The organism is Ensifer sp. LC163 (assembly GCF_001695855.1).
GTDB lineage: Bacteria > Pseudomonadota > Alphaproteobacteria > Rhizobiales > Rhizobiaceae > Ensifer.
In genome coordinates this window covers 27,011-47,487 of the sequence record NZ_MBSS01000006.1, presented here as the reverse complement: position 1 = coordinate 47,487, position 20,477 = coordinate 27,011, and the positions used below count along the sequence as shown (strand labels likewise).

At 61.5% G+C, this 20,477-nt stretch carries 22 protein-coding genes; 8 read left to right on the top strand and 14 right to left on the bottom strand.

Annotation, left to right across the window (positions count from 1 at the left end; genetic code table 11):
- Positions 1–92: 92 nt before the first annotated feature.
- The 7 genes from cydB to BC360_RS06080 form a co-directional block, all read right to left on the bottom strand.
- Positions 93–1,097 carry a cytochrome d ubiquinol oxidase subunit II gene (gene cydB, locus BC360_RS06110; protein WP_065794615.1) on the bottom strand — a complete coding sequence of 335 codons (1,005 nt, stop codon included), beginning with the start codon at positions 1,095–1,097 and terminating at the stop codon, positions 93–95.
- Entirely contained in the window at positions 1,087–2,490 is a 1,404-nt protein-coding gene (locus BC360_RS06105) for a cytochrome ubiquinol oxidase subunit I (RefSeq protein ID WP_065794614.1), read from the bottom strand. Before BC360_RS06105 ends, cydB begins: the two co-directional genes overlap by 11 nt.
- Positions 2,491–2,817: 327 nt before the next feature.
- Positions 2,818–3,987, bottom strand: a complete 1,170-nt coding sequence (locus BC360_RS06100; RefSeq protein ID WP_065794613.1) for a M20 aminoacylase family protein — start codon at positions 3,985–3,987, stop codon at positions 2,818–2,820.
- Between the two features lies 1 nt (position 3,988).
- The gene (locus BC360_RS06095) at positions 3,989–4,813 is read right to left on the bottom strand and encodes an ABC transporter permease (protein WP_065781339.1); all 825 of its coding nucleotides are present in this window, start codon (positions 4,811–4,813) and stop codon (positions 3,989–3,991) included.
- Positions 4,810–5,535, bottom strand: coding sequence for an ABC transporter permease (locus BC360_RS06090; RefSeq protein WP_065781338.1), 726 nt, complete (start codon positions 5,533–5,535; stop codon positions 4,810–4,812). Before BC360_RS06090 ends, BC360_RS06095 begins: the two co-directional genes overlap by 4 nt.
- Positions 5,536–5,594: 59 nt before the next feature.
- The gene (locus BC360_RS06085) at positions 5,595–6,377 is read right to left on the bottom strand and encodes a transporter substrate-binding domain-containing protein (protein WP_065781337.1); all 783 of its coding nucleotides are present in this window, start codon (positions 6,375–6,377) and stop codon (positions 5,595–5,597) included.
- A gap of 37 nt (positions 6,378–6,414) precedes the next feature.
- Positions 6,415–7,188 (bottom strand): ABC transporter ATP-binding protein, encoded by a 774-nt coding sequence (locus BC360_RS06080; RefSeq protein WP_065794662.1) that lies wholly within the window; start codon positions 7,186–7,188, stop codon positions 6,415–6,417.
- A 274-nt stretch (positions 7,189–7,462) separates the two neighbouring features.
- Between BC360_RS06080 and BC360_RS06075 the strand changes: the two genes are divergently transcribed.
- From BC360_RS06075 to BC360_RS06065, 3 genes are read left to right on the top strand one after another with little or no spacing between them, the layout of a single operon-like run.
- The gene (locus BC360_RS06075; protein WP_053248935.1) at positions 7,463–8,086 is read left to right on the top strand and encodes a TetR family transcriptional regulator C-terminal domain-containing protein; all 624 of its coding nucleotides are present in this window, start codon (positions 7,463–7,465) and stop codon (positions 8,084–8,086) included.
- Between the two features lie 17 nt (positions 8,087–8,103).
- Complete coding sequence (locus BC360_RS06070; protein ID WP_065794661.1) at positions 8,104–9,294, top strand: pyridoxal phosphate-dependent aminotransferase; 1,191 nt, start codon at positions 8,104–8,106, stop codon at positions 9,292–9,294.
- The gene (locus BC360_RS06065) at positions 9,291–10,898 is read left to right on the top strand and encodes a 5-guanidino-2-oxopentanoate decarboxylase (RefSeq protein WP_065794612.1); all 1,608 of its coding nucleotides are present in this window, start codon (positions 9,291–9,293) and stop codon (positions 10,896–10,898) included. The genes BC360_RS06070 and BC360_RS06065 overlap by 4 nt, the downstream gene beginning before the upstream one ends.
- A gap of 114 nt (positions 10,899–11,012) precedes the next feature.
- On the opposite strand, the gene BC360_RS06060 is transcribed toward BC360_RS06065, so the two are convergent.
- The 3 genes from BC360_RS06060 to BC360_RS32090 all read right to left on the bottom strand — a co-directional run bounded on the left by BC360_RS06060 (position 11,013) and on the right by BC360_RS32090 (position 12,410).
- On the bottom strand, positions 11,013–11,258 hold the full coding sequence (locus tag BC360_RS06060; RefSeq protein WP_065794611.1) for a hypothetical protein: 246 nt from the start codon (positions 11,256–11,258) through the stop codon (positions 11,013–11,015).
- Positions 11,255–12,088, bottom strand: coding sequence for a hypothetical protein (locus BC360_RS06055; protein ID WP_065794610.1), 834 nt, complete (start codon positions 12,086–12,088; stop codon positions 11,255–11,257). The genes BC360_RS06060 and BC360_RS06055 overlap by 4 nt, the downstream gene beginning before the upstream one ends.
- 145 nt (positions 12,089–12,233) lie before the next feature.
- A complete protein-coding gene (locus BC360_RS32090) occupies positions 12,234–12,410 on the bottom strand; it encodes a hypothetical protein (protein ID WP_161491360.1) in 177 nt (58 codons plus the stop codon).
- 90 nt (positions 12,411–12,500) lie between these two features.
- Between BC360_RS32090 and BC360_RS06045 the strand changes: the two genes are divergently transcribed.
- The gene (locus tag BC360_RS06045) at positions 12,501–13,295 is read left to right on the top strand and encodes a hypothetical protein (protein WP_065794608.1); all 795 of its coding nucleotides are present in this window, start codon (positions 12,501–12,503) and stop codon (positions 13,293–13,295) included.
- A 79-nt stretch (positions 13,296–13,374) separates the two neighbouring features.
- Here BC360_RS06045 and BC360_RS06040 read toward each other — a convergent pair whose 3' ends face one another.
- The 4 genes from BC360_RS06040 to BC360_RS30580 all read right to left on the bottom strand — a co-directional run bounded on the left by BC360_RS06040 (position 13,375) and on the right by BC360_RS30580 (position 15,804).
- Positions 13,375–14,340 carry a hypothetical protein gene (locus tag BC360_RS06040; protein WP_065794607.1) on the bottom strand — a complete coding sequence of 322 codons (966 nt, stop codon included), beginning with the start codon at positions 14,338–14,340 and terminating at the stop codon, positions 13,375–13,377.
- Positions 14,337–15,158: a hypothetical protein gene (locus BC360_RS06035; RefSeq protein ID WP_139109935.1), complete on the bottom strand. Its 822-nt coding sequence runs from the start codon at positions 15,156–15,158 to the stop codon at positions 14,337–14,339. Before BC360_RS06035 ends, BC360_RS06040 begins: the two co-directional genes overlap by 4 nt.
- 45 nt (positions 15,159–15,203) lie before the next feature.
- Entirely contained in the window at positions 15,204–15,485 is a 282-nt protein-coding gene (locus BC360_RS06030) for a hypothetical protein (protein WP_065794605.1), read from the bottom strand.
- 136 nt (positions 15,486–15,621) lie between these two features.
- Positions 15,622–15,804, bottom strand: coding sequence for an Arc family DNA-binding protein (locus BC360_RS30580; protein ID WP_244512674.1), 183 nt, complete (start codon positions 15,802–15,804; stop codon positions 15,622–15,624).
- An 87-nt stretch (positions 15,805–15,891) separates the two neighbouring features.
- On the opposite strand from BC360_RS30580, the gene BC360_RS06025 reads away from it, so the two are divergent.
- The 4 genes from BC360_RS06025 (at position 15,892) to BC360_RS06010 (ending at position 20,433) form a co-directional block, all read left to right on the top strand.
- Entirely contained in the window at positions 15,892–16,311 is a 420-nt protein-coding gene (locus BC360_RS06025) for a hypothetical protein (RefSeq protein WP_065794604.1), read from the top strand.
- 232 nt (positions 16,312–16,543) lie between these two features.
- The gene (locus BC360_RS06020; protein WP_065781335.1) at positions 16,544–16,957 is read left to right on the top strand and encodes a hypothetical protein; all 414 of its coding nucleotides are present in this window, start codon (positions 16,544–16,546) and stop codon (positions 16,955–16,957) included.
- Positions 16,958–17,069: 112 nt separating this feature from the next.
- Entirely contained in the window at positions 17,070–19,604 is a 2,535-nt protein-coding gene (secD, locus tag BC360_RS06015; protein WP_065794603.1) for a protein translocase subunit SecD, read from the top strand.
- Positions 19,605–20,220: 616 nt separating this feature from the next.
- Complete coding sequence (locus BC360_RS06010) at positions 20,221–20,433, top strand: hypothetical protein (protein WP_053248738.1); 213 nt, start codon at positions 20,221–20,223, stop codon at positions 20,431–20,433.
- Positions 20,434–20,477: the final 44 nt, after the last annotated feature.

The window sequence follows — 20,477 nt, the reverse complement described above, 5'->3', positions numbered from 1 at the left end:
GATCGCCAGGCCGACGACGGTGACGGTCGCCACCCCCGCACACCAAAGCCCGACGAACCAGAGAAGCTTGCGGCCGGTTCCCGTTTCGCTCTTCAATGGTAGCCCTCCTCCGGATCGACCTTGCCGCGGAAAACCCAATAGGCATAACCGGTATAGGCGAGGATGATCGGCACCAGCACCAGCGCGCCGGCCAGCAGGAACGACAGGCTCTCGTCGGGTGCGGCCGCATCCCAGATCGTCAGCGATGGCGGCACCATATAGGGATAGAAGCTGATGCCGATGCCGGCATAACCGAGCACGAACAGCCCGAGGGCGGCGATGAAGGGGCGGCTGTCATGACGGCTCCTAATGCCTGATATCAGCAGGTAGAGGCAGGCGAGCACCAGCAGCGGCACGATGACGCTGAAGATCGCCGTCGGCCAGCCGAACCAGCGCTGGAGATAGAGCGGTTCGAGGAACGGCGTCCACAGACTGACGATGCCCATGGCGGCGACGGTGGCAAAGCAGCACTTCAGCGCCATGGCGCGCGCCCGTTCGGCAAGATCGCCATGGGTTTTCATGACCAACCAAGTGGCTCCGAGCAGCGCATAGCCGACGACGATCGCGACGCCGGTCATGATCGAGAACGGCGTCAGCCAATCCCACCAGCTCCCGGCATAGGCACGGTTTTCGACCGGAATGCCCTGCACCAGCGCGCCGAGCGTCACCCCTTGCGCGAAGGCCGCCAGCATCGAGCCGCCTGCGAAGGCCCAGTTCCAGAGGTATTCCGCCCGCCTGGTGCGCCAGCGGTATTCGAACGCGACGCCGCGGAAAATGAGGCCGACGAGCATGGCGATAACAGGCGCGTAGAGCGCCGGCAGGATGGTCGCATAGGCAAGCGGGAACACCGCCATCAGGCCGCCACCGCCCAGAACAAGCCAGGTCTCGTTGCCGTCCCAGACGGGCGCGACCGAATTCATCATCACGTCGCGATCATGCTTCTCGGGAAAGAACGGGAAGAGGATGCCGACACCGAGGTCGAACCCGTCGAGGATGACATAGGCGAGCACCGCAAACGCGATGATGCCGGCCCAGACCAGCGGCAGATCAATGTCCATGATGACCTCCATGGGGGTTGGCGATGGCGGCACCGGCCGTGCGGATCGGCCCCTCGTCGAGATCCGGCATCGGATCGCGCGGCAGCCGCGCCATCAGCCGCAGGATGTAGAAGGTGCCAGCGCCGAAAACGAAGAAATAGACGATGATGAAGGCAAGCAGCGAAGCGCCGACGGCGGGGGCCGCAATCGGTGCGACCGAGTTTGCCGTCAGCAGATGGCCGTAGACCGTATAGGGTTGGCGGCCGACCTCCGTGGTGACCCAGCCGGCAAGCACGGCGACGAAGCCGGCCGGCCCCATCACGACCGCTGCGCGATGCAGCCAGGCATTGCTGTCCAGCGTGCCGCGATACCGACACCACAGGCTCCACAGCCCGATGCCGAGCATCGCGAAGCCGAGGCCGACCATGACGCGGAACGACCAGAAGACGATGCCGACCGGCGGGTGCAGTTCGTCGGGAATGGTGTCGAGGCCGGCAAGCGGCGCGTTGAGGTCATGCTTGAGGATGAGGCTCGAAAGCTTCGGCACCTCGATGGCGTAGTCGACGCGCTTCTCGGCGGAATTGGGAATGCCGAAGAGGATGAGCGGCGCGCCGTCCGGGTGGCTCTGGTAATGGCCTTCCATCGCCATCACCTTGGCCGGCTGGTGCTCCAGCGTGTTGAGGCCGTGCATGTCGCCGGCAAAGATCTGGATCGGTGCGACGATCGCCGCCATCCACATCGCCATCGAGAACATTTTTCGCGCGCGCCGCGGCGCCGTCTTGCGGATCAGATGCCAGGCGCCGCAGGCGCCGACGACGAAGGCGGTCGTCAGATAGGCGGCAAGCACCATATGCACCAGGCGATAGGGGAAGGAGGGGTTGAAGACGACCGCCCACCAGTCGACCGGCACGAACTGCCCGGCCGCATTGATTTCGAAGCCCCTCGGCGTCTGCATCCACGAATTTGCCGAAAGGATCCAGGTCGCCGAGATCAGCGTGCCGATCGCGACCATGGCCGTTGCCACGAAATGCAGCTTCGGGCCGACGCGGTTGAGGCCGAAGAGCATGACGCCGAGGAACCCGGCCTCGAGGAAGAACGCGGTCAGCACCTCGTAGCCCATCAGCGGCCCGATGATCGGCCCGGCCTTGTCGGAAAAGACGCTCCAGTTGGTGCCGAACTGATAGGACATGACGATGCCGGAGACGACGCCCATGCCGAAGGCGACGGCAAAGATCGTCTTCCAGAAATTGAAGAGCTCGAGATAGACCTCGTCCTTCTTCCACAGCCACAGCGCTTCAAGCACCGCAAGGTAGCTGGCAAGCCCGATCGAGAAAGCCGGGAAGATGATGTGGAACGAGACGGTAAAGGCGAACTGGATGCGGGCGAGTATGGTCGCATCGAAATTTTCAAACACGGCACAATCCTTTCAGACATACAGCGCCGCGCCTCCGTTTGGACACGCAAAGGTCACTGCAGCTCTCTGGTCTGCTGCACACTTTGAGCCTTGCACCGTTTCCGATCTCAGGCGTTACGCAGGGTCTTTCAGGTCGGGCCAATCCTGTGGTTGCACCCGAGTTTCAGCATGTGATTGAATCTGAGCCAAAATTGCCAAAGGTCAATGACAGGCCGGCCGCCACGTTGTCACACTGCGGCAATGTCGCGCTTGCGGCAAAAGGGAGCGGGCGCGCCGGTCATCGGTGGCACGGGAGAATGGGACGGGCTTTATGCCGAGGGTCGGCCCTCAGCGCGTCGGCAGATAGGCTTCGGCAAGCTCGGTCCAGAAGGCGACGCCGATCGGCAGCAGGTCGTCGTTGAAGTTGTAGGCGGGATGATGGAGCGGCTTCTCCTCGCCGCTCACTTTCGAGCCGAGGAAGAAGTAAGTCCCCGGCCGTTCCTGCAGCATGTAGGCGAAATCCTCGCTGCCCATGAACGGGCGTTCGAGATCGACCACCTTGTCGGCGCCAGCAAACCGGACGGCGAGATCGCGGACGAAGTCCGTCTCAGTCTTGTGGTTGATAGTCGCGTCGTAGCTGCGTTGATAGTCAACCGTTGCGCGCATGCCGAAGCTCGTCGCCTGGGCCTCTGCGATCATGCGGATGCGTCGCTCCAGCTCGTCGCGCACGCCGGGGTCGAAGGAACGGATGCCGACGACGATTTCGGCGCGCTCCGGAATGATGTTGCTGGCCGAGCCCGCATGGAAGGCGCCGACGGTAACGACGGACGGATCCATCGGATGGATGTTGCGCGAGACGATCGATTGCAGCGCCATGATGATCGAGGCGCCACAGACGATCGGGTCGGCGGTTTCCTGCGGTTCGGCCCCGTGGCCGCCGCGCCCGTGCACGGTGATGCGCGCCTCGTCGACCGCCGCCATGATCGGCCCTTCGCGCAGAGCGAACTGGCCGAAGGGCAGGCCCGGTTCGTTGTGAAGCGCAAAGACCGCGTCGCAGGGGAATTTTTCAAACAGCCCTTCGTCCATCATGATCTTGGCGCCGCCGAAATTCTCCTCGGCCGGCTGGAAGATCAGATGAATGGTGCCATCGAAATTGCGGCGTTCGGCAAGCGCGCGCGCCGCGCCGAGCAGCATCGTCGTGTGGCCGTCATGGCCGCAGGCATGCATCAGCCCGGATGTCTTGCTGGCATAGTCGAGACCGGTTTCCTCAAGGATCGGAAGCGCGTCGATATCGGCGCGAATGCCGATCGAGCGCGATCCGCTGCCGTTGCGCAGCGTTCCGACGACACCGGTTTTGGCAAGCCCCGTGGTCACCTCGTAGCCGAGTTCGGTGAGGTGCCTGGCGATGAAAGCCGAGGTGCGTGTCTCCTCCAGACCCAGTTCAGGATGGGCGTGCAGATCGTGGCGGATGGCGACGAGTTCCGGCATGGCGTTGTCGATGGAGGAGGAAAGCTTCATGTCATGCACCACGGGTAGGAATGCGGTTTTCGAACGTGCGGAAAGCCACCACCAGAATGCCGGTGAGGCACATATAGATGAGCGCGAGCAGCAGCAGCGGCTCATAGGTCAGGAAGGTTTCCTGCCGCACCTTGGAGATGACGGCGTAGACGTCGACGACCGTGATCGTCGCCACCAGCGGCGTCGACTTCAGCTGCAGCACCGTCTCGCCATTGAGCGTCGGTAAGGCTCGGTGGATGGCGCGCGGCAGCCAGATGCGACGGAACATCGTCCAGCGGCTCATGCCATAGGCCTTAGCGGCTTCTAGTTCGCCGGCGGGAACGCCCGCAAAGGCGCCGCGCATCACTTCGCCTTCGTAGGCTGCGAACGAGATCGTCAGCGCCGCGACGCCATAGGGCCATGCCTCGCGCAGATAGGGCCAGAGGAAGGATTGGCGGATGGCGGGAAATTGCGGGAACAGCGAGCCGAGCCCGTAGTACAGAAGCCAAAGCTGCAGCAGCAGCGGCGTGCCTCGAATGACGGTGCAGAACACCTTTGCCGGCAGCTTGAAGAACCAGGGGCCCGCCACCTGTGCCAGGCCGATCGGCACAGCGAGCAGAAAGCCGAGGATCGACGTGCTGAACAGCATCACCAGGCTGATGAGAATGCCCCAGCCGAGCCGCGGCAGGTAGCGCGGCAACCAGTCCCAGCGCATGAAGACTGCGACGCCGATGACGAAGCCGGCAAAGACCACCATCATCACGATGCGATGGGGCTGGAAGAAGCTGCGCGCGGTCGGCAGGTCCTCGGGCGTGAAGGCGACGGCATGTGTGGTTTGATCCGTCATCGCTGCTCCGCGAAACCGCGCCTCGCATGTCGTTCCAGCATGCCGATGAAGATGTTGGAGACGAGCGTCAGTGCGAGGTAGAGCGCGCCGGCGGCCAGGAAGAACAACAGATAGGCCTTGGTCGTGCCGGCCGCCTGGCGCGTGACCAGCGTCAGCTCGCTGAAGCCGACGACGGCAAGAAGGGCCGTGTCCTTGGTGGCGATCAGCCAGAGATTGGAGAGACCCGGTATGGCGTAGGGCAGCATGGCCGGCAAGGTGATCCGTCGCAGCACCTTCAGGGGTGACATGCCGTAGGCGCGTGCAGCTTCGATCTGCCCGGCCGGAACCGCCTTGATCGCGCCGCGAAGCACCTCGGTGGAGTAGGCACCCTGCACCACGCCGATGACGAAGATGCCGGCCATCAGGCCGCTGATGTCGACCGGGCCGATGCTGAACAGCGCCAGCACCTGGTTCAAGAGGTCGGTGCCGGCGTAGTAGAGCAGGAGGATCAGCACCAGCTCGGGCACAGCCCGGACGACCGTGGTGTAGCATTCGAGCAGGTCGCGCAGGATCGGGCCGCCATAGAGCTTGCCGAAAGCGCCGCCGACGCCGAGCGCCAGCCCGAGCGCAAAACCGCCGACGGCGATCTGGATCGAGTTGACGAAGCCCTGCAGCAGCACGCCGCCCCAACCGGGCGCGGAAAGTGCGAGCAGGCTCCAGTTGACGATAGAATCCGATGCCATGCGTCTTCGACCTCCGAAGGCATCGGCCGGCAGCCCAGGGACTGCCGGCCGGCTGCGCCTTATTCGCCGTAGATGTCGAAGTCGAAATACTTCTTCGAGAACGTATCGTAGCTGCCGTTGTCGCGGATCGCCTTGATCGCGGCATTGAGCTTGTCCTTGAGCTCCGTCTCGCCCTTGCGCAGGCCGACGCCGACGCCCGGGCCGATCACGGCCACGTCTTCGGCCACGTCACCCTTGTAGTCGCAGCACTCCTTGCCCTGGTCGGTCGCAAGGAAGGCCTTGAGCGCGATCGCGTCCGCCTGGACGGCGTCCACGCGTCCGGCGGCCAGATCGTTGTTGGCCTCGTCCTGCGTCTGATATTCCTTGACCTCGATGCCGGCTGAGGCGAAATGCTTGGCCGCGTAGGCCTGATGCACGGTCGAGACCTGGACGCCGATCGTCTTGCCGGCAAGGCCTTCCGGCGTCGGCTTGAAATCGACGCCCTTGGTGCCGATGACCCCGGTCGGCGTGTTGTAGTACTTGTCGGAGAAGTCGATCGTCTTCAGCCGCTCGTCGGTAATCGACATCGAGCTCATGATCATGTCGATCTTCTTCGACGTCAGCGCCGGTATGATGCCGTCCCAGGCGACGGGGGTCAGCACGCATTCGAGCTTCGCCTCGGCACAGACGCCCTTCATGAATTCCACTTCCCAGCCTTCCCAGTTGCCGTTCGCATCCGGCGCGGTGAAGGGCGGGTAAGGCTCGGCAGCGACGCCGACCTTCAGGGCTTCCGCCGAAGCGGCGATGCCGCCGCTGACGGCGATGGCGGCCGCGACCGCCAGGACTTTCAATGTCTTCTTCATGCTGTTCCCCTTTTTTGGTTGTTGAGCATTGCTGAATTCAGTGAATGGAGCTGATGAACTTCTTGAGCCTTTCGGATCTGGGGGCGCCGAAGATGGCCTCTGGCGGCCCTTGCTCTTCGATGACGCCGTTGTGGAGAAAGACGATGTGGTTGGCGACGTCGCGCGCGAACTTCATCTCGTGGGTGACGAGGATCATCGTGCGCTTCTCGCGGGCGAGATCGCCGATCACTGAAAGCACCTCGCCGACGAGTTCGGGGTCGAGCGCCGAGGTCGGCTCGTCGAAGAGCATGACCAGCGGCTGGATGGCGAGCGCCCGGGCAATGGCGGCGCGCTGCTGCTGGCCGCCGGACAGGAAGGCCGGGTAGGCATCGCGCTTTTCATAGAGCCCGACCCGTTTGAGCAACGTTTCGGCCGTGGCGACCGCCTCGGCCTTCTGTTTGCCGAGCACATGGATCGGCGCCTCGATGACGTTTTCGAGGATTGTCATGTGCTGCCACAGATTGAAGCTTTGGAAGACCATGCCGAGCTGGCTGCGGATGCGCTGTACCTGCTTGCGGTCTTCGGGCACGAGGCCGCCGCGGCCATCCGGTTTCATCCGGATCTTTTCGCCATGCACGCTGACGGTGCCGGCGGACGGCAGTTCCAGCATGTTGATACAGCGCAGGAGGGTGGATTTTCCGGAACCGCTGCCGCCGATGATGGCGATGACGTCGCCCTGTTTCGCGGTGAGCGAAACCCCCTTCAGCACTTCCAATGGCCCGAAACGCTTGTGCAGGTCAGTGACCGCGATTGCCTGGGCCGCATCCGTCATCGACGCGCCGCTCCCATGGCTCTGCGAGCTTTTTCTGAAGGCATGAAACAGTTCCCCTGTCGTCTTTCCGTGCAGCATCTTTGGCTTGTCACGGTATTTGTTGGCAGGCATGGTTGCACTTGTGCCGCTATTGTTCAAGCGTATAATAATGCGTATCGTCGTTTTTTTATCGCAGCCCGCCGACCGAATTTTCCCTGAAGGAGCCTCCCATGCGCCCGTTCCGCTCGAAGGACTTGACGAACCCGTTCGCCGGACCCCGTGCGCGGATGGCGGCATGAATCGCCGGACGTTTCATCGGGCCCCAGAAGGAGAGCGCCGGCAGGAACTGATCGAAGCGACGCTCGATTGCATAGCGGAATTCGGCCTGAAGGGCGCGACGGTCCGCCAGATCGCCATCCGCGCCGGGGTGACGGCCGGGCTGGTCCGGCACTATTTCGAATCGAAGGACCAGATGGTCGCCGAGGCCTACCGCGCGGTGATTGCTTCCCTGACCGACAAGGCGGCTCATGTCGAAGGCGATCCGGAAACACGGCTCAGGGACTTCATCGCCATCAACCTGACCGAGCCGGTCGCCGACAGCCGCAGTATCTCGCTCTGGGCGGCTTTCATCAGCCAGGTGCGCGTCGACCCGATCCTCGCCGAAATCCACCGGGACGGCTATGTGACCTTTCGCAATACGCTGCAGGACCTCTTGGCCGATTTCCTGGCGGTGAAGAACAAACCGGCCGACGCGGAGACCTGCCGCGCCTACGCGATCGCGATCAATGGTCTCGTCGACGGCCTGTGGATCGAAGGCTGCCTGGCGGGAGATCTGTTCCGGGAAGGCGAACTGGTCGCCATCGCGATGGCCTCGGTCGAGGCGCTGCTCGGCACCTCGATCGGCAGTGAAAAACAATGAAAACGGGAGAAAACACCATGCGCTATGCGTCGATCACCGAACGTCTCGCCGACCTCGGTTCGGGAAAATGGTCGCTGCACATCCGTGCGCGCCAGTTGAAGGCGGGTGGTGCCGATATCATCGAGCTGACCATCGGCGAGCCAGACGTGCCGCCGGACCGCGCGCTGCTCGACGAATGCCAGCGCGCCATGAACGCCGGCCGCTATCGTTATTCCAACGGTCGCGGCGAGCACGCGGTCGTGGCGGCTCTCGTCGAGAAGTACCGTCGTCGCCGCGCCGATGTGACCACCGAAAACGTCATGTGCTTCCCGGGCACGCAGACGGCGCTTTTCGCTGTCATGCTGGGGCTGGTCGAGGCCGGTGATGCCGTTCTCGTCGGCGATCCGCTCTACGCCACCTATGAAGGCGTCATCCAGTCGACAGGTGCCCATCACGTGCTGGTGCCGCTGAAGCCGGAGTTCGGTTTTCATATGCAGGCCGCTGACATCGAAAAGGCGATCACGCCGGAATGCCGGGTGCTGCTGCTGAATACACCGCACAATCCGACCGGCGCCGTACTCACCGCTGCCGAGATCGCCGAGATCGGCGAGGTTGCACGCCGCCACGACCTCTGGATCGTCTGTGACGAGGTCTATGAAGAACTGGTGTTCGACGCCGTGTTCGCCTCTCCGTTCGACAATCCGGATCTGGCCGAGCGCACCATCGTCGTTTCGTCGATCTCCAAGTCGCATGCCGCACCTGGTTTCCGCAGCGGCTGGGCCGTCGGGCCGGCGGAATTTACCAGCCGGCTGCTGCCGGTGTCTGAAACGATGCTTTTCGGCGTGCAGCCGTTCATCGCCGACATGACCGCCTACGCGCTGACGCACGAGATCGATACGGCGCGGCGGATGCGCGAGAGCTACAAGGCCCGCTCGCGCCGCGTTGTCGATGGCCTCGCCAATGCGCCCGGCATGCTGGTCTTGCCGCCGGAGGCTGGCATGTTCACGCTGATCGACGTGGCGGCAACGGGCATGACCGGTGAAGCCTTCGCCTGGGCGTTGCTGGAGGAAGAGGGAGTCGCGGTGATGCCCGGTTCCTCCTTCGGCGACGAGGCGCAGAACTTCCTGCGCGTCAGCCTGACCGTGCCCGACAACGACATCGATGAGGCTTGCCGCCGCATTACCGCGCTTGCCGAGCGCGCCACACTGCGTCAGGAGCGCCGCGCATGACGACGACGAAAACGGTTGGCGAGGCCCTGGTCGATCTGCTCGAGGCCAATGGAGTCGAGGTGGTCTTCGGTATTCCGGGCGTTCATACGGTCGAGCTCTATCGCGGCCTGGCGGCGTCGAAGATCCGCCATGTCACCCCCCGACACGAACAGGGCGCCGGCTTCATGGCCGATGGCTACGCCCGCGTCAGCGGCAAGCCGGGTGTCGCCCTCGTGATCACCGGACCGGGGTTGACCAACACCATCACTGCCATGGCGCAGGCCCGGCAGGATTCGATCCCGATGCTGGTGATCTCGGGTGTCAATCGTCGCGATTCGCTCGGCCATGGCCGCGGGCTGTTGCATGAGCTTCCCGACCAGCACGGCATGATCAAGACGCTGGCGCTCTACTCCCACACCTTGCTCAATCCGGACGATTTGCCCTTTGTCGTCGACCGCGCCTTCTCGGTGCTGCTGTCCGGCCGGCCGGGGCCGGTGCATATCGAAATCCCGACCGACGTCATGGCGGCGCGGATCGAGCCGAAGGCGATCCGCTCGGCCGCCGCCACCCGTCCGCGCTCCGACAGCGAGACGCTGCAACGCGCCGCCATCCTCTGCGCCGATGCCACCCGCCCGGTGATCATCTGCGGCGGTGGCGCACTCACTGCCGAGGCGGACGTCAGGGCGCTTGCCGAACAGATCGGCGCGCCGGTCGTCACGACGGTCAATGCGCGCGGCATGCTGGCCGGCAGTCCGCTGCGCGTTCCCGCAAGCCCGAGCCTGAAGGCGGTGCGATCGCTGCTCAAGGAGGCCGACCTTGTGCTGGCGCTTGGCACGGAAATGGGACAGACCGACTACGACATGTATGCCGATGGCGGGTTTCCGGTGCTGCGCAACCTGATCCGCACCGATATCGATGCAGCACAGCTGGCCCGCGGTCCACATGCGGCGCTTTCGATCCTGTCCGGTGCCAAGGCGGCAACGGCGAGTATTCTCGCTTTCCTGCCGGGACATGCGCCAAAGGATGGGGCAGCCCGCGCGGAGGTGGCACGCAAAGCGGCGCTGAAGGAACTGACGGCCAAGATCCGGGCCGAGATTGCCGTGGTCGATGCGGTCTACAAGGCGCTGCCGGACTGCACCATCGTCGGCGACTCCACCCAGGCCGTCTATGCCGGCAACCTCTATTGCGACGCGCCGCGCCAACGCGCCTGGTTCAATTCCGCGACCGGCTATGGGGCATTGGGTTACGCGCCGCCCGCCGCTGTCGGTGCGGCTGTGGCCGACCCGACGCGCCCGGTCGTCTGCCTTGTCGGCGACGGTGGCTTCCAGTTCTCGCTTGCCGAGATCGGCTCGGCCGTCGACGTTCAGGCGCGGGTGATTTTTCTCGTGTGGAACAATGACGGCTACCAGGAAATAGAGTCCTACATGGTCGATTCCGGCGTGACGCCCGAGGGCGTCAGGCCCTCGGCGCCGGACTTCATCCTCGCCGCCAAGGCCTATGGCATCGAGGCGGAAAGACTGGCGTCGGTCGCCGATCTCCCGCGTGCGCTGGCGGATGCCGGTACGCGGAACGGACCGTCTTTGATCGAGATCCACCAGGTCAGGACGAACGGCGCAACCGCGTAACCTGCAAACCATGACATCGTTGAGCGGCGCGAAATTTGACATCTGAGGTAAGCGCTTGAAATCGTGTCGGGACGTTCCCCGAGTTCCTCGTTCCACCGAATATAGTGGGGAACGTCAGGGCGCAACAGATCTGATGACGAGAGCCGTGCAAGCCAGCGCCGCCCCGGCGTAGTTGTTCGAGGTGTGGAGATTGCGGAAACGCACCTGCGCGTCGGCCTGCTTACGCCGCTGCTCCGCAATGGCCGCATTTTGTCCGTCCTGGCGGGCGCGAAGGTAGGCGAACACCAGAAAGACAGCAGCGCCCGCAACGGCGAGCGCGTATCCCTTCAGCGTCGCCAATTTTGCGGCGAGCCAGCTCATGCCGTTGCCTTCCCTCGGTTGATCGTCACGCGACCAGTGAAGACGAGCCACGCGCCAACGGCGACAAGCACAAGAGAAAAGGCGACGAGCGCGAAGGGATTGTCGATCTTCTCAAGGAAGGCGAGCCCACCTAGGCCGGGGAACAGCGTCACAAGGATCGTCCAGAGCGACTTACTTTTCGCCGCCGGCACATCATCGGGCTTTGCGTCTTCCGGTTTCACATCGGGCTGAGGCTCGGCTTCCGCTGCTGCATCGAGCGCATCGAGGAAGTTCTTGTGGTAGCCCGCTATCAGCTTGGCCTTGTCAGTCCCGTTGACGATCTTGCGCGCGCCAACCGGGCCATCGGTTGCGATGTTGAAATAGTCGGGCAGGCGACGGCCAGTGAACTTTCCTTCCAGCATTCCATCAAACATGATGCGAACGCCGGTCTCGAGATCCAGAGCCTTCTCAGGATGGTCCGCGATGCCGAATTTCGCATAGTTCGATTCGTGGGTGATCTGGATGGGGCCACGGCCGAAGAATGCGAGGCCGCGCCGGTTTTTCCGCCAATAGGGCTTCTTGACCCACTTCAGCTTGGCGTCAGACGACGCTTTTTCCAGCCGTGCAATCGCCTGCGCGTCCGACGAAGCGAAGGTCTCGCGAACTGGCTGCATGCGCCCGCCAGTCTCATGAAACTCCTGCGCAAGCATGTTTGCCAGCCACCGGCGATCGCGCAGCCCACGACGCTGCCACTCATCGAGAACGGCATTCATGCCATCGATCTGCGCTTGCGTCAGCCGGCCACCGAATGGTGCCTTACGGGCAAATGCGAGGAACGTGGTGCGGTTCATGGCTGGCCTCACTTCGGTAGAGAAGGGCTGATGAGGCGAAGGAGCTTGCCCACGTTCTCCCAGATCATGACGAGGCCGACGAGAATGCCGACGCCAACAACGATGAGCCATTTCACGACGCCGCCGACGGTCAGAAATGCTCCGATCAGTTTGATGCCTTGTTCGAGAAGCTGATATCGTCGTCGTCCAAGCAAGCCAGGAGCTCGCGCGTCTTTGGTGGGAGCTCCATCAGTTTTTCCGGCGTCTTGGCTTCTTCTTTCAACGTGATCGCTCCCGTCGTGTGTTCGAGCGGGATAATCGGCGTTGAGAAGGTGGGGTGCAAAGCACACTCAAATCCCCATAGTCTCAGGGGTTGACACAATTCTGCATTGTGTGAGCTATAATCCGCCGAGGAGAATTGAGGGAATTGCTGATGAGCGCACTATTTGAAGCGGAAACAGACGCTTTCTGGGAACCCAAACCGCATCAGGTGCTCGTCGAGACGGTAGCAGCCCTTCACCGTCAGCGCCGCCTCATGCAGGAGCAGATCGGGTTTCATCGGGTAAATGGCGCTCGCGAGATTGTCTCTGACGTGTTCATCACCGGTACCGGCATCGAAGTCGGCGGCGGGGATCGACCGTTCCCTGTGGGGCCAGGGGTCAAGGTCTCTTATGGCGACATAAGGGATTCATCGGAACTCCGAAACCACTTCGGCAACGATGAGGTTGTGGACGGGCACCCAATCGACGCTGAAACTTTCAAGGGCGTTGCCTACGAAAGTGTTGATTTTATCATCTCGGCGCATGTGATCGAGCACCTTTGCAATCCTCTAGGATCAATTTTGGAGGGGCTGAAGCGCATCAAGAAAGGCGGCGTCTACGTGATCGCCGCCCCTGATATGCGATACACCTTCGACAGAAACCGCACCGCGACAACCTACGAACATCTCGTCGAGGATCTGCGCACTGGCGGCGAGCCGTCTCTGATCGAGGCATACCGGGATCACGTGAAGTTGGTTCACCCCATTTTCGCGCCTGCGATTCCAGATGATCAGCAGGAGAACGAAGCTCAAATGCTTCTTGAGAAGCGGATGGATACCCACGTCCACTGCTGGACCCGAGACACCTTCAACGATCATGTGAGCCGTGCGATTAAGGGCGTTGCAAAGATCGAGTTTGAAACCGGCATTGAGAACGAAATCCAGCTTGTTCTCAGGAAGATCGCTTAACGGCGAATATCTGCTTTCCACGAAATATTCAGCGTAGAGTTTGGCGCGGCGCGGGGCGCTATCGTGAACTCGGTAGCGGTTATGTTCGAGATACGAAGCGGGCTGGATCATCTGTCGGATTGTTCGTGCAGACGATGTTGATGTCGGCAGCGCTGGGAGTGTAGGTCAAACCATGGGTGACAACAGGTGTCGGCGTTCCCGTTGACGGGATAGACGTTGTTCCCTTGTTCAGGAGGGTCATTCCCTTCCTCTGCCCGCCATAACGAAGCCCTGCCGTCAGAATTCCCGTAGTCAGGTTTGAAACCTTCGAAAAATCACAGTTCGTTACGGTCCCATCGACGCCGGTGTTTTCGACGATAGCCGCGGTACCGGCGAAATCTGCGCCGTCGATCCATACCGCTTCCGCACATGTGAGCTGAATGTCTCTCACGCTCGGATCTGGATGGTGGAACCTGTCTTTGGAAGAGACAAACCCAATGAGCGTCCCGCCGGCCAAGCCATTCATATTGATAGCTGCCTGCCGGAAGCCGACGTATTTGTTCATCGAGGACGTTATAGAGCGGATCTGACCAACACCGAAAAGACCGTAGTCAGCACCGGCGGCGCCTGATGCCCGCCCGATCCAGTTCTCGGCTATGACGATTTCTCTAACGTATTTGACCTGGCCGTCAATGAAGATGCCAGGCCCCGTCGTGATCTGGTCAAAGCAGTTGGCCTCGATCGTGATGTCCAGGCCGCATTCGAGTTGCACGCAGTAGGTTCCCGAGAAAGATGGTCTGACCTTGTTGCCGAAGATCAGAACGCCCTCGGCCTCGAACGTTGACGTTTTGCTGAAGTGAAACCCGCTTCCGCCGAGCACGTCGTTACTGTTCATCTCTGAATTTCGGCCGTCTTCCGTCACGTTCAGAAAGACATCGTTCGAAACGGCGCGATTGTGATTGATGAACAGGCAGTCACCGCCATCGCTTCGGATCGCTTCGGTGAACGAGCCGAAATAGGCACCTTCCACCGTAACGCGCGTGTCATCATCGGGCTTGTCGATCATGATGGCCCGCGTCGCGAAGCCGCTGACATTCTGAAAGCGACCGCCAATGATTCCGGAGAGCCCGCCTGTAATCTTGAAAAGGCTCGGGGTAGAGGCGCGTGGCTTGATGACGGCCCCCCATCAAGGATCAGGCGCACGTTTGCCGGAATTTCACGCTGTGTGAGCGTATATTCCCCCGGAGGAATATAGATATCCGCGCCATTGGATAGCGCTGCGGCGGCGTCGATTGCCTTATCGAAACGGCTATCCCAGAAGGTGTCACCAATGCCGAACAGGTTGACGGCAAGCGGCATAGAAGCCTTGAGTTCAGCGGATAGCTTGATCTGTGAAACCGTTCCGTCGGCAGGTGTTGCAAGCTGGGTGGCTTCCTCGGAAGCATTTTCCGCCCGTTCGGCATATTCCTTCGCGTTCAGGATTTCTTGCCCGCTGAGAACAATACCCTCTTCGCCGTAAGGTGCCCGGTGCGCCTGCCGCGCTTCTCGGCTCAACTCCTGCACCTCGGATTCCACCGTGCTCAAGGCAAGGTTTTGATCTCGGATCGGGAGTGGACCGCCGTTATGAAAAAGGTTTGTCCGGCGCGGCAGTCGATAGCCAACGACATAGACCTGCCCCGTGACCCCTACAGCAAACACTGCCTTTGCGTCGATTGAAACACCGTCTGTATACGTCCCGGAGACTGCAAAATCGTCGCGTTCCTCGCCATCGACGAAAACCTTGATATCGTCGTTGTCGAAGACCGGAAAATTCGCGGGGAACTCCGTCGTAGGGACGACGGGATTGTATTGGGAGAGGCGATCGTCGGGCGAGGTGATAGACATGGGCGCGAGGATGCCCGCGCCCGAGAACCCCTGCAAAGCACAGGGTTAGAAGCGTGCAACCGAGTTCACGAACACCGAAAAAGCGTCGCGATCGTCGCCTAGGTCGCGCTGCAGCTTGTCGTGCTGCAGGATCATTTGAATACAGTCGGACCGGATCTTGAAGGCGTTGAGGCTCTTGTCCTGATAGGAGAGAAGAGCAAAGAGGGCTTCGGTCTCTCGGCTTGTCGCCGCCTCCCATCGACACTCGTCATCCCGTGACGGGCTCTCCATGCCACTCGAGGCGGTTTCGACTTCACGCCGCGCCTCCTCATAGGTTCGGAAAGGCATTTCAACATGCTGCATTTCCGATTGTACGTCGGCCGCTAAAGCCTAAAGCGCGGCCGCATATCCTCGTCTACTTGATACAAAAAGAGGATCATCATGCAATTCCTGGGTTCCTCAGTGGGTTGATCGCGTCCCTGTTTCAGGCGCGCTTCGCTGGCCCTTTTTCAGAAATCGTTTTGTCGGCCAGGCGTTCCATTTTCTCTTTCAATGCAACCACGATTTCCGAATTCTGTGAGCGCATGTTGGCCTTCGCCTGACGCTCCACCCAATCCTTCACGTCGTCAGGCATGCGAAGACCGAACGGAGGTTTCTTCTGTTTCACCGGCGTTCCCCTTTTAGCAATCATAGTTACACAATGTAGCTAATTACACTTTGTAGTCATTGATGGCAACGGCAAATTGACTACAAAGTGCAGCGTCTCATAAAGACGACGAGCAAAGTCGATGATGTCGTTGCTCAACACGACACAATGGCCTACCCCTTCCTTCGAGAGATCATCGACAGGGTTCCCGCTGAAAACCGGGTCGGACCGATGATTAAGTGCGAGACTACCGGCGTGCCGTACCGTCTACGCCATTTTCAAAAGAAGTGGCGGGATATCGCAAACGAAGTGGGTGTTCCTGTTGATGTCTGGAATCGCGATAGCCGTGCAGATGGCGTGACCGAGGGCTCAGATGCGGGCGCGGATCTCGAACATCTGCGTCATCACGCCAACCACAAGAACGCCCAGACGACGCAGCGGTACAACAGAAAAACGCTCGGGAAAACAAGGCAGGTCGCCGAGTTGCGGGTTGCCCATCGTGACCAAAAGAACGTTCCGCAAACATAGATGGGGAACGTCCGGGGAATGCCGGGGAACGCGCCTCTATTTACATGATTGATTTCTATGATGATCCCGGCACGATACAGGTACATGGCCTCAAGATTTGACATTTCGCGCCCGCAATGGTGTTAAGAGCGCCTCGTGCTCGATTCCGGCCATGTTCTTCGGCTAGATTTGCTGCATTCCGGCTGAATTGAACTTTCAGGCGCCAAGCGCCGAGGAAGGGGCGGCGTCCCGAATGGACCCAGTGTGTGGTGGCAACAGAGGCAGGTTTGCCGGCCGGCTATTCGCCGTGCTGTGGCTGTTCTGTGCCTCGCTCGCCATGCAGCTGATCGTCGTCGGGCAGGGCTTTTCCTCGCGCCTTTCGGCCGAACAGCAGGCGGGCAATTTCTCTTCGCCCGATACCGCTCCTTCGGATCACCCCGCCGCGCGCCAGATATCGCGCGCCACGCCGGTTTCGGATCTGCGCTTCACCGCCGAACGCAAGGATGGCAAATCCGTAACCGGTGACGGCTCGACGCCGGTGCTGCTTGCGTCGGGCCTGGCGCTTCCCTTCGAGCCATCCGGCCAGGATCTCGCTTTCGGCCACGTCCGTTTCGCTTCTGGTTTGTCAAACCGCGGCCTGCAAATCCGCGCGCCTCCGCGCGCCTGAGCGATTGCCGATATTCGGGCGTGATGATCGCTGCGATCGTGTTCATGCCCCTGATGAAACAAAGTCCTGACGACGCGCTTGGCGCTCGCGCAGGCTCTCTTGGAACCACAACATGCGTACATCCAAATGGGCGATTTTCGCCTATGTCGTCGTGATCATCTTCGGATGCATAGCGGCGCTGCCAAACGTTCTCTCGCCCGCACAACGCGAGCAATTCGGCGCCTGGCTCCCGGTGAAGCCCGTCACCCTCGGTCTCGACCTCAAGGGCGGCTCTCACCTCGTGCTCGAAGTCGACGCCGCCGGCCTGCGCAAGGCACGGCTTGAAACCCTGCTCGACGATACGCGCAGGGCGCTGCGCGGCGAGCGCATTCCCGCTTCGTCGGCGCGCATCAGCGGCGACACCGTCACCGTCAAGATCGACGATCCGGCCGACCTTGAAAAGGCACTGCCGAAGCTCAAGGAGCTTGCAGCACCCGTCGGTACGCTCGGTTTCGGCGGTTCGGCCTCGGATGTCGAAGTCACCGAGAATGGCGGCAACATTAGCCTGGCGATGACCGAGGCCGGCCTCAACGACCGCATGACCAAGGCGGTGGAGCAGAGCCTCGAGATCATCCGTCGCCGCGTCGACACGGTCGGCGTGGCCGAGCCGTTGATCCAGCGCGTCGGTTCCAACCGCATTCTCGTTCAGCTTCCGGGTCTGCAGGATCCGACGGGGCTGCGCCAGCTCCTTGGCTCGACCGCCCAGATGAGCTTCCACATGCTCGATCAGACGGTGGACGTAACGCAGCCGGCACCCCGTGGCGTCGATATCCTGCCCGGCGCCAACGACGGTGCCACGTATCCGGTCGAAAGCCGCGTCGCCATCTCCGGCGAGCGTCTGGCCGATGCCAAGGCCGGCTTCGATCAGCGCACCAACGAGCCGATCGTCTCGTTCACCTTCGATTCGCTCGGCGCCCGGCAGTTCGCCGAAATCACCCGCGACAATGTCGGCCGACCCTTCGCCATCGTGCTCGACGGCAAGGTCCTGACCGCGCCCGTCATCCGCGAACCGATCATCGGCGGCAACGGCCAGATCAGCGGCAATTTCACCGCGCAGGAAGCAACCGTTCTTTCGGCGCTGCTGCGCTCGGGCGCTCTGCCCGCGCCTCTGACCGTCATCGAAGAGCGCTCCGTTGGTCCGAACCTCGGCAGCGATTCCATCCGCATGGGCATCTTCACCGGCCTTGCCGGCTTCGGCCTCGTTGTTGCCCTCATGGTCGTGCTCTACGGCGCATGGGGCATGATCGCCAATGTCGGCCTCGTGCTGCACACGATCCTGACGATCGGCGTGCTGGCGATGCTCGGCTCGACGCTCACGCTTCCCGGCATCGCCGGTATCATCCTTGGCATCGGCATGGCGGTGGATGCCAACATTCTGATCAATGCCCGTATTCGAGAAGAAACCGAGGGCGGTGCCGGCGCCATGAAGGCGCTGGATATCGGCTTCAACAAGGCCTATGCGACGATCATCGACTCCAACGTCACCACGCTTTCCGGCACGGTGCTCCTGTTTGCGTTCGGCTCCGGACCGGTCAAGGGCTTCGCGGTGACCATGATGCTCGGCATCGTCATCTCGATGTTCACGTCGGTTACCGTCGTGCGCCTGATGATGCGTGAAGTCGTCATCCGCCGGAAGATGAAGAAGCTCGAGATTCCCTCGCTGTTCGGACGCGTTCCGCATCTGCCGTCCTTCTCCTTCATGAAGGGCCGTTTCGTTGCCATCGGCATGTCCGCCTTCCTGTCGATCAGCTCGGTCGTGCTGTTCTTCACGCCCGGCCTCAACTACGGCATCGACTTCGTCGGCGGTATCCAGGTGGAGGCGACGTCCAAGCAGACGCTCGACCTGCCGGCGCTGCGCCATGGCCTGGAGGCCCTCAACATCGGTGAAGTGGCCCTGCAGGAATTTGGCCAGGACAAGTCGGTCCTTATCCGCGTTCAGCGCCAGCCAGGCGGTGAGCAGGAGCAGACGGTTGCTCTGAACAAGATCAAGGATGCGGCCGTTCAGACCATTCCTGATGTGACCTTCGAGCGGACGGAAGTGGTCGGCCCGACGATCAGCACGGAACTGGCGCGTTCCGGCTTCCTCGCTGTCGGCCTCGCCATGGTGGCTATCCTGCTCTACATCTGGTTCCGCTTCGAATGGCACTTCGCCGTCGGCGCGATCGCGGTCTTGCTGCTCGACATCACCAAGACGATCGGCTTCTTCGCGCTTACCGGCATCGACTTCAACCTGACGGCCATCGCCGCGTTGCTGACGATGATCGGTTACTCCGTCAACGACAAGGTCGTGGTCTACGACCGCATGCGCGAGAACCTGCGCAAGTACAAGTCGATGCCGTTCTCCGAGCTCATCGACATGAGCATCAACCAGGTGATCGCGCGATGCATCTTCACCTCGATGGCCACCGCGCTGTCGCTGGTGCCCATGGCGATCTGGGGCGGGGATGCGGTCAAGAGCTTCGCCTGGCCGATGATCTTCGGCGTTATCGTCGCGACGACGTCGTCGATCTACATCGGCGGCCCGATCCTCCTGTTCCTCAATCGCTGGTGGAAGGATCGCGAAGCGACCCGCACCGGGACCACGCAGCCGGGCGCGCCCGCTGCCTGATCCGGGCAGATCTCGATAATTCCGGGTCGAATCGACCCGGAATTACAAACGTGATCGGTTCTTCCAGGTTAGAGCGGGATTAGGAAAACCGCACACATTTTTCCTCATCCCGTTCTAAGGATACAAAACGTGAAGGGGCGGTCCGGTGGGCCGCCCCTTTTTTGTCCGAAAGTGCTGGCTTTATCTCACCCGGACCTTGCAGGTTGATTCTTCGCTTCCTAGATAGTGAGGGCCTCCGGTTTCGGATCGGGAGAACGGATTTTGTATCCGAACCCCCTAAAATTTGATGGGTGGAGAAATATTTTTCGCATCATCATCTTTTTATTTGACGGAATTGGTAGATTATTCTAGTTTGCAGCCCTGTGACGCGGACGAGTCCGCCTCACGGTTGTTCATGAACCGCTCCGGCATTGCGATGCCGGACCAAGCCAAAGGAGTGTGACATGTCCGAAACCGTCTCGACCGCCGCCTTCTTCGGCACGCGTTCCCATTGTCGTGCAACAGTGAAGAAACGTCTCATTCGCCTCTGCCGAATGTGATCCTCGAACTCTCGAAATTCATCCTTTGCCGAAATTGAAATGTCCGCGCCTTCAGGTGTGGAAGGAGCGTTATTTGCATGAGCAAGCAGGTTATCGAATATGGCGGCGAAGCCGTCGGGGTCGTCGTCCCGGACGAAGGCCGTTTCAAGTTCCTGGCAGTCAAGTACCATGTCTGGGATCTGGACGCGCAGCGGTTCCGGTCGGCTGACGAAGCGCGCGCGGCAATTCGCCATCTGCTCGCGCGCCAGGCAGTGCCTGCCGAACGTCACGGTGGTGCGGCCGCGGCATAATGCCAAGCGCGGCCGTCCCCTCTGCATTCCGAGCGCATCCAAAG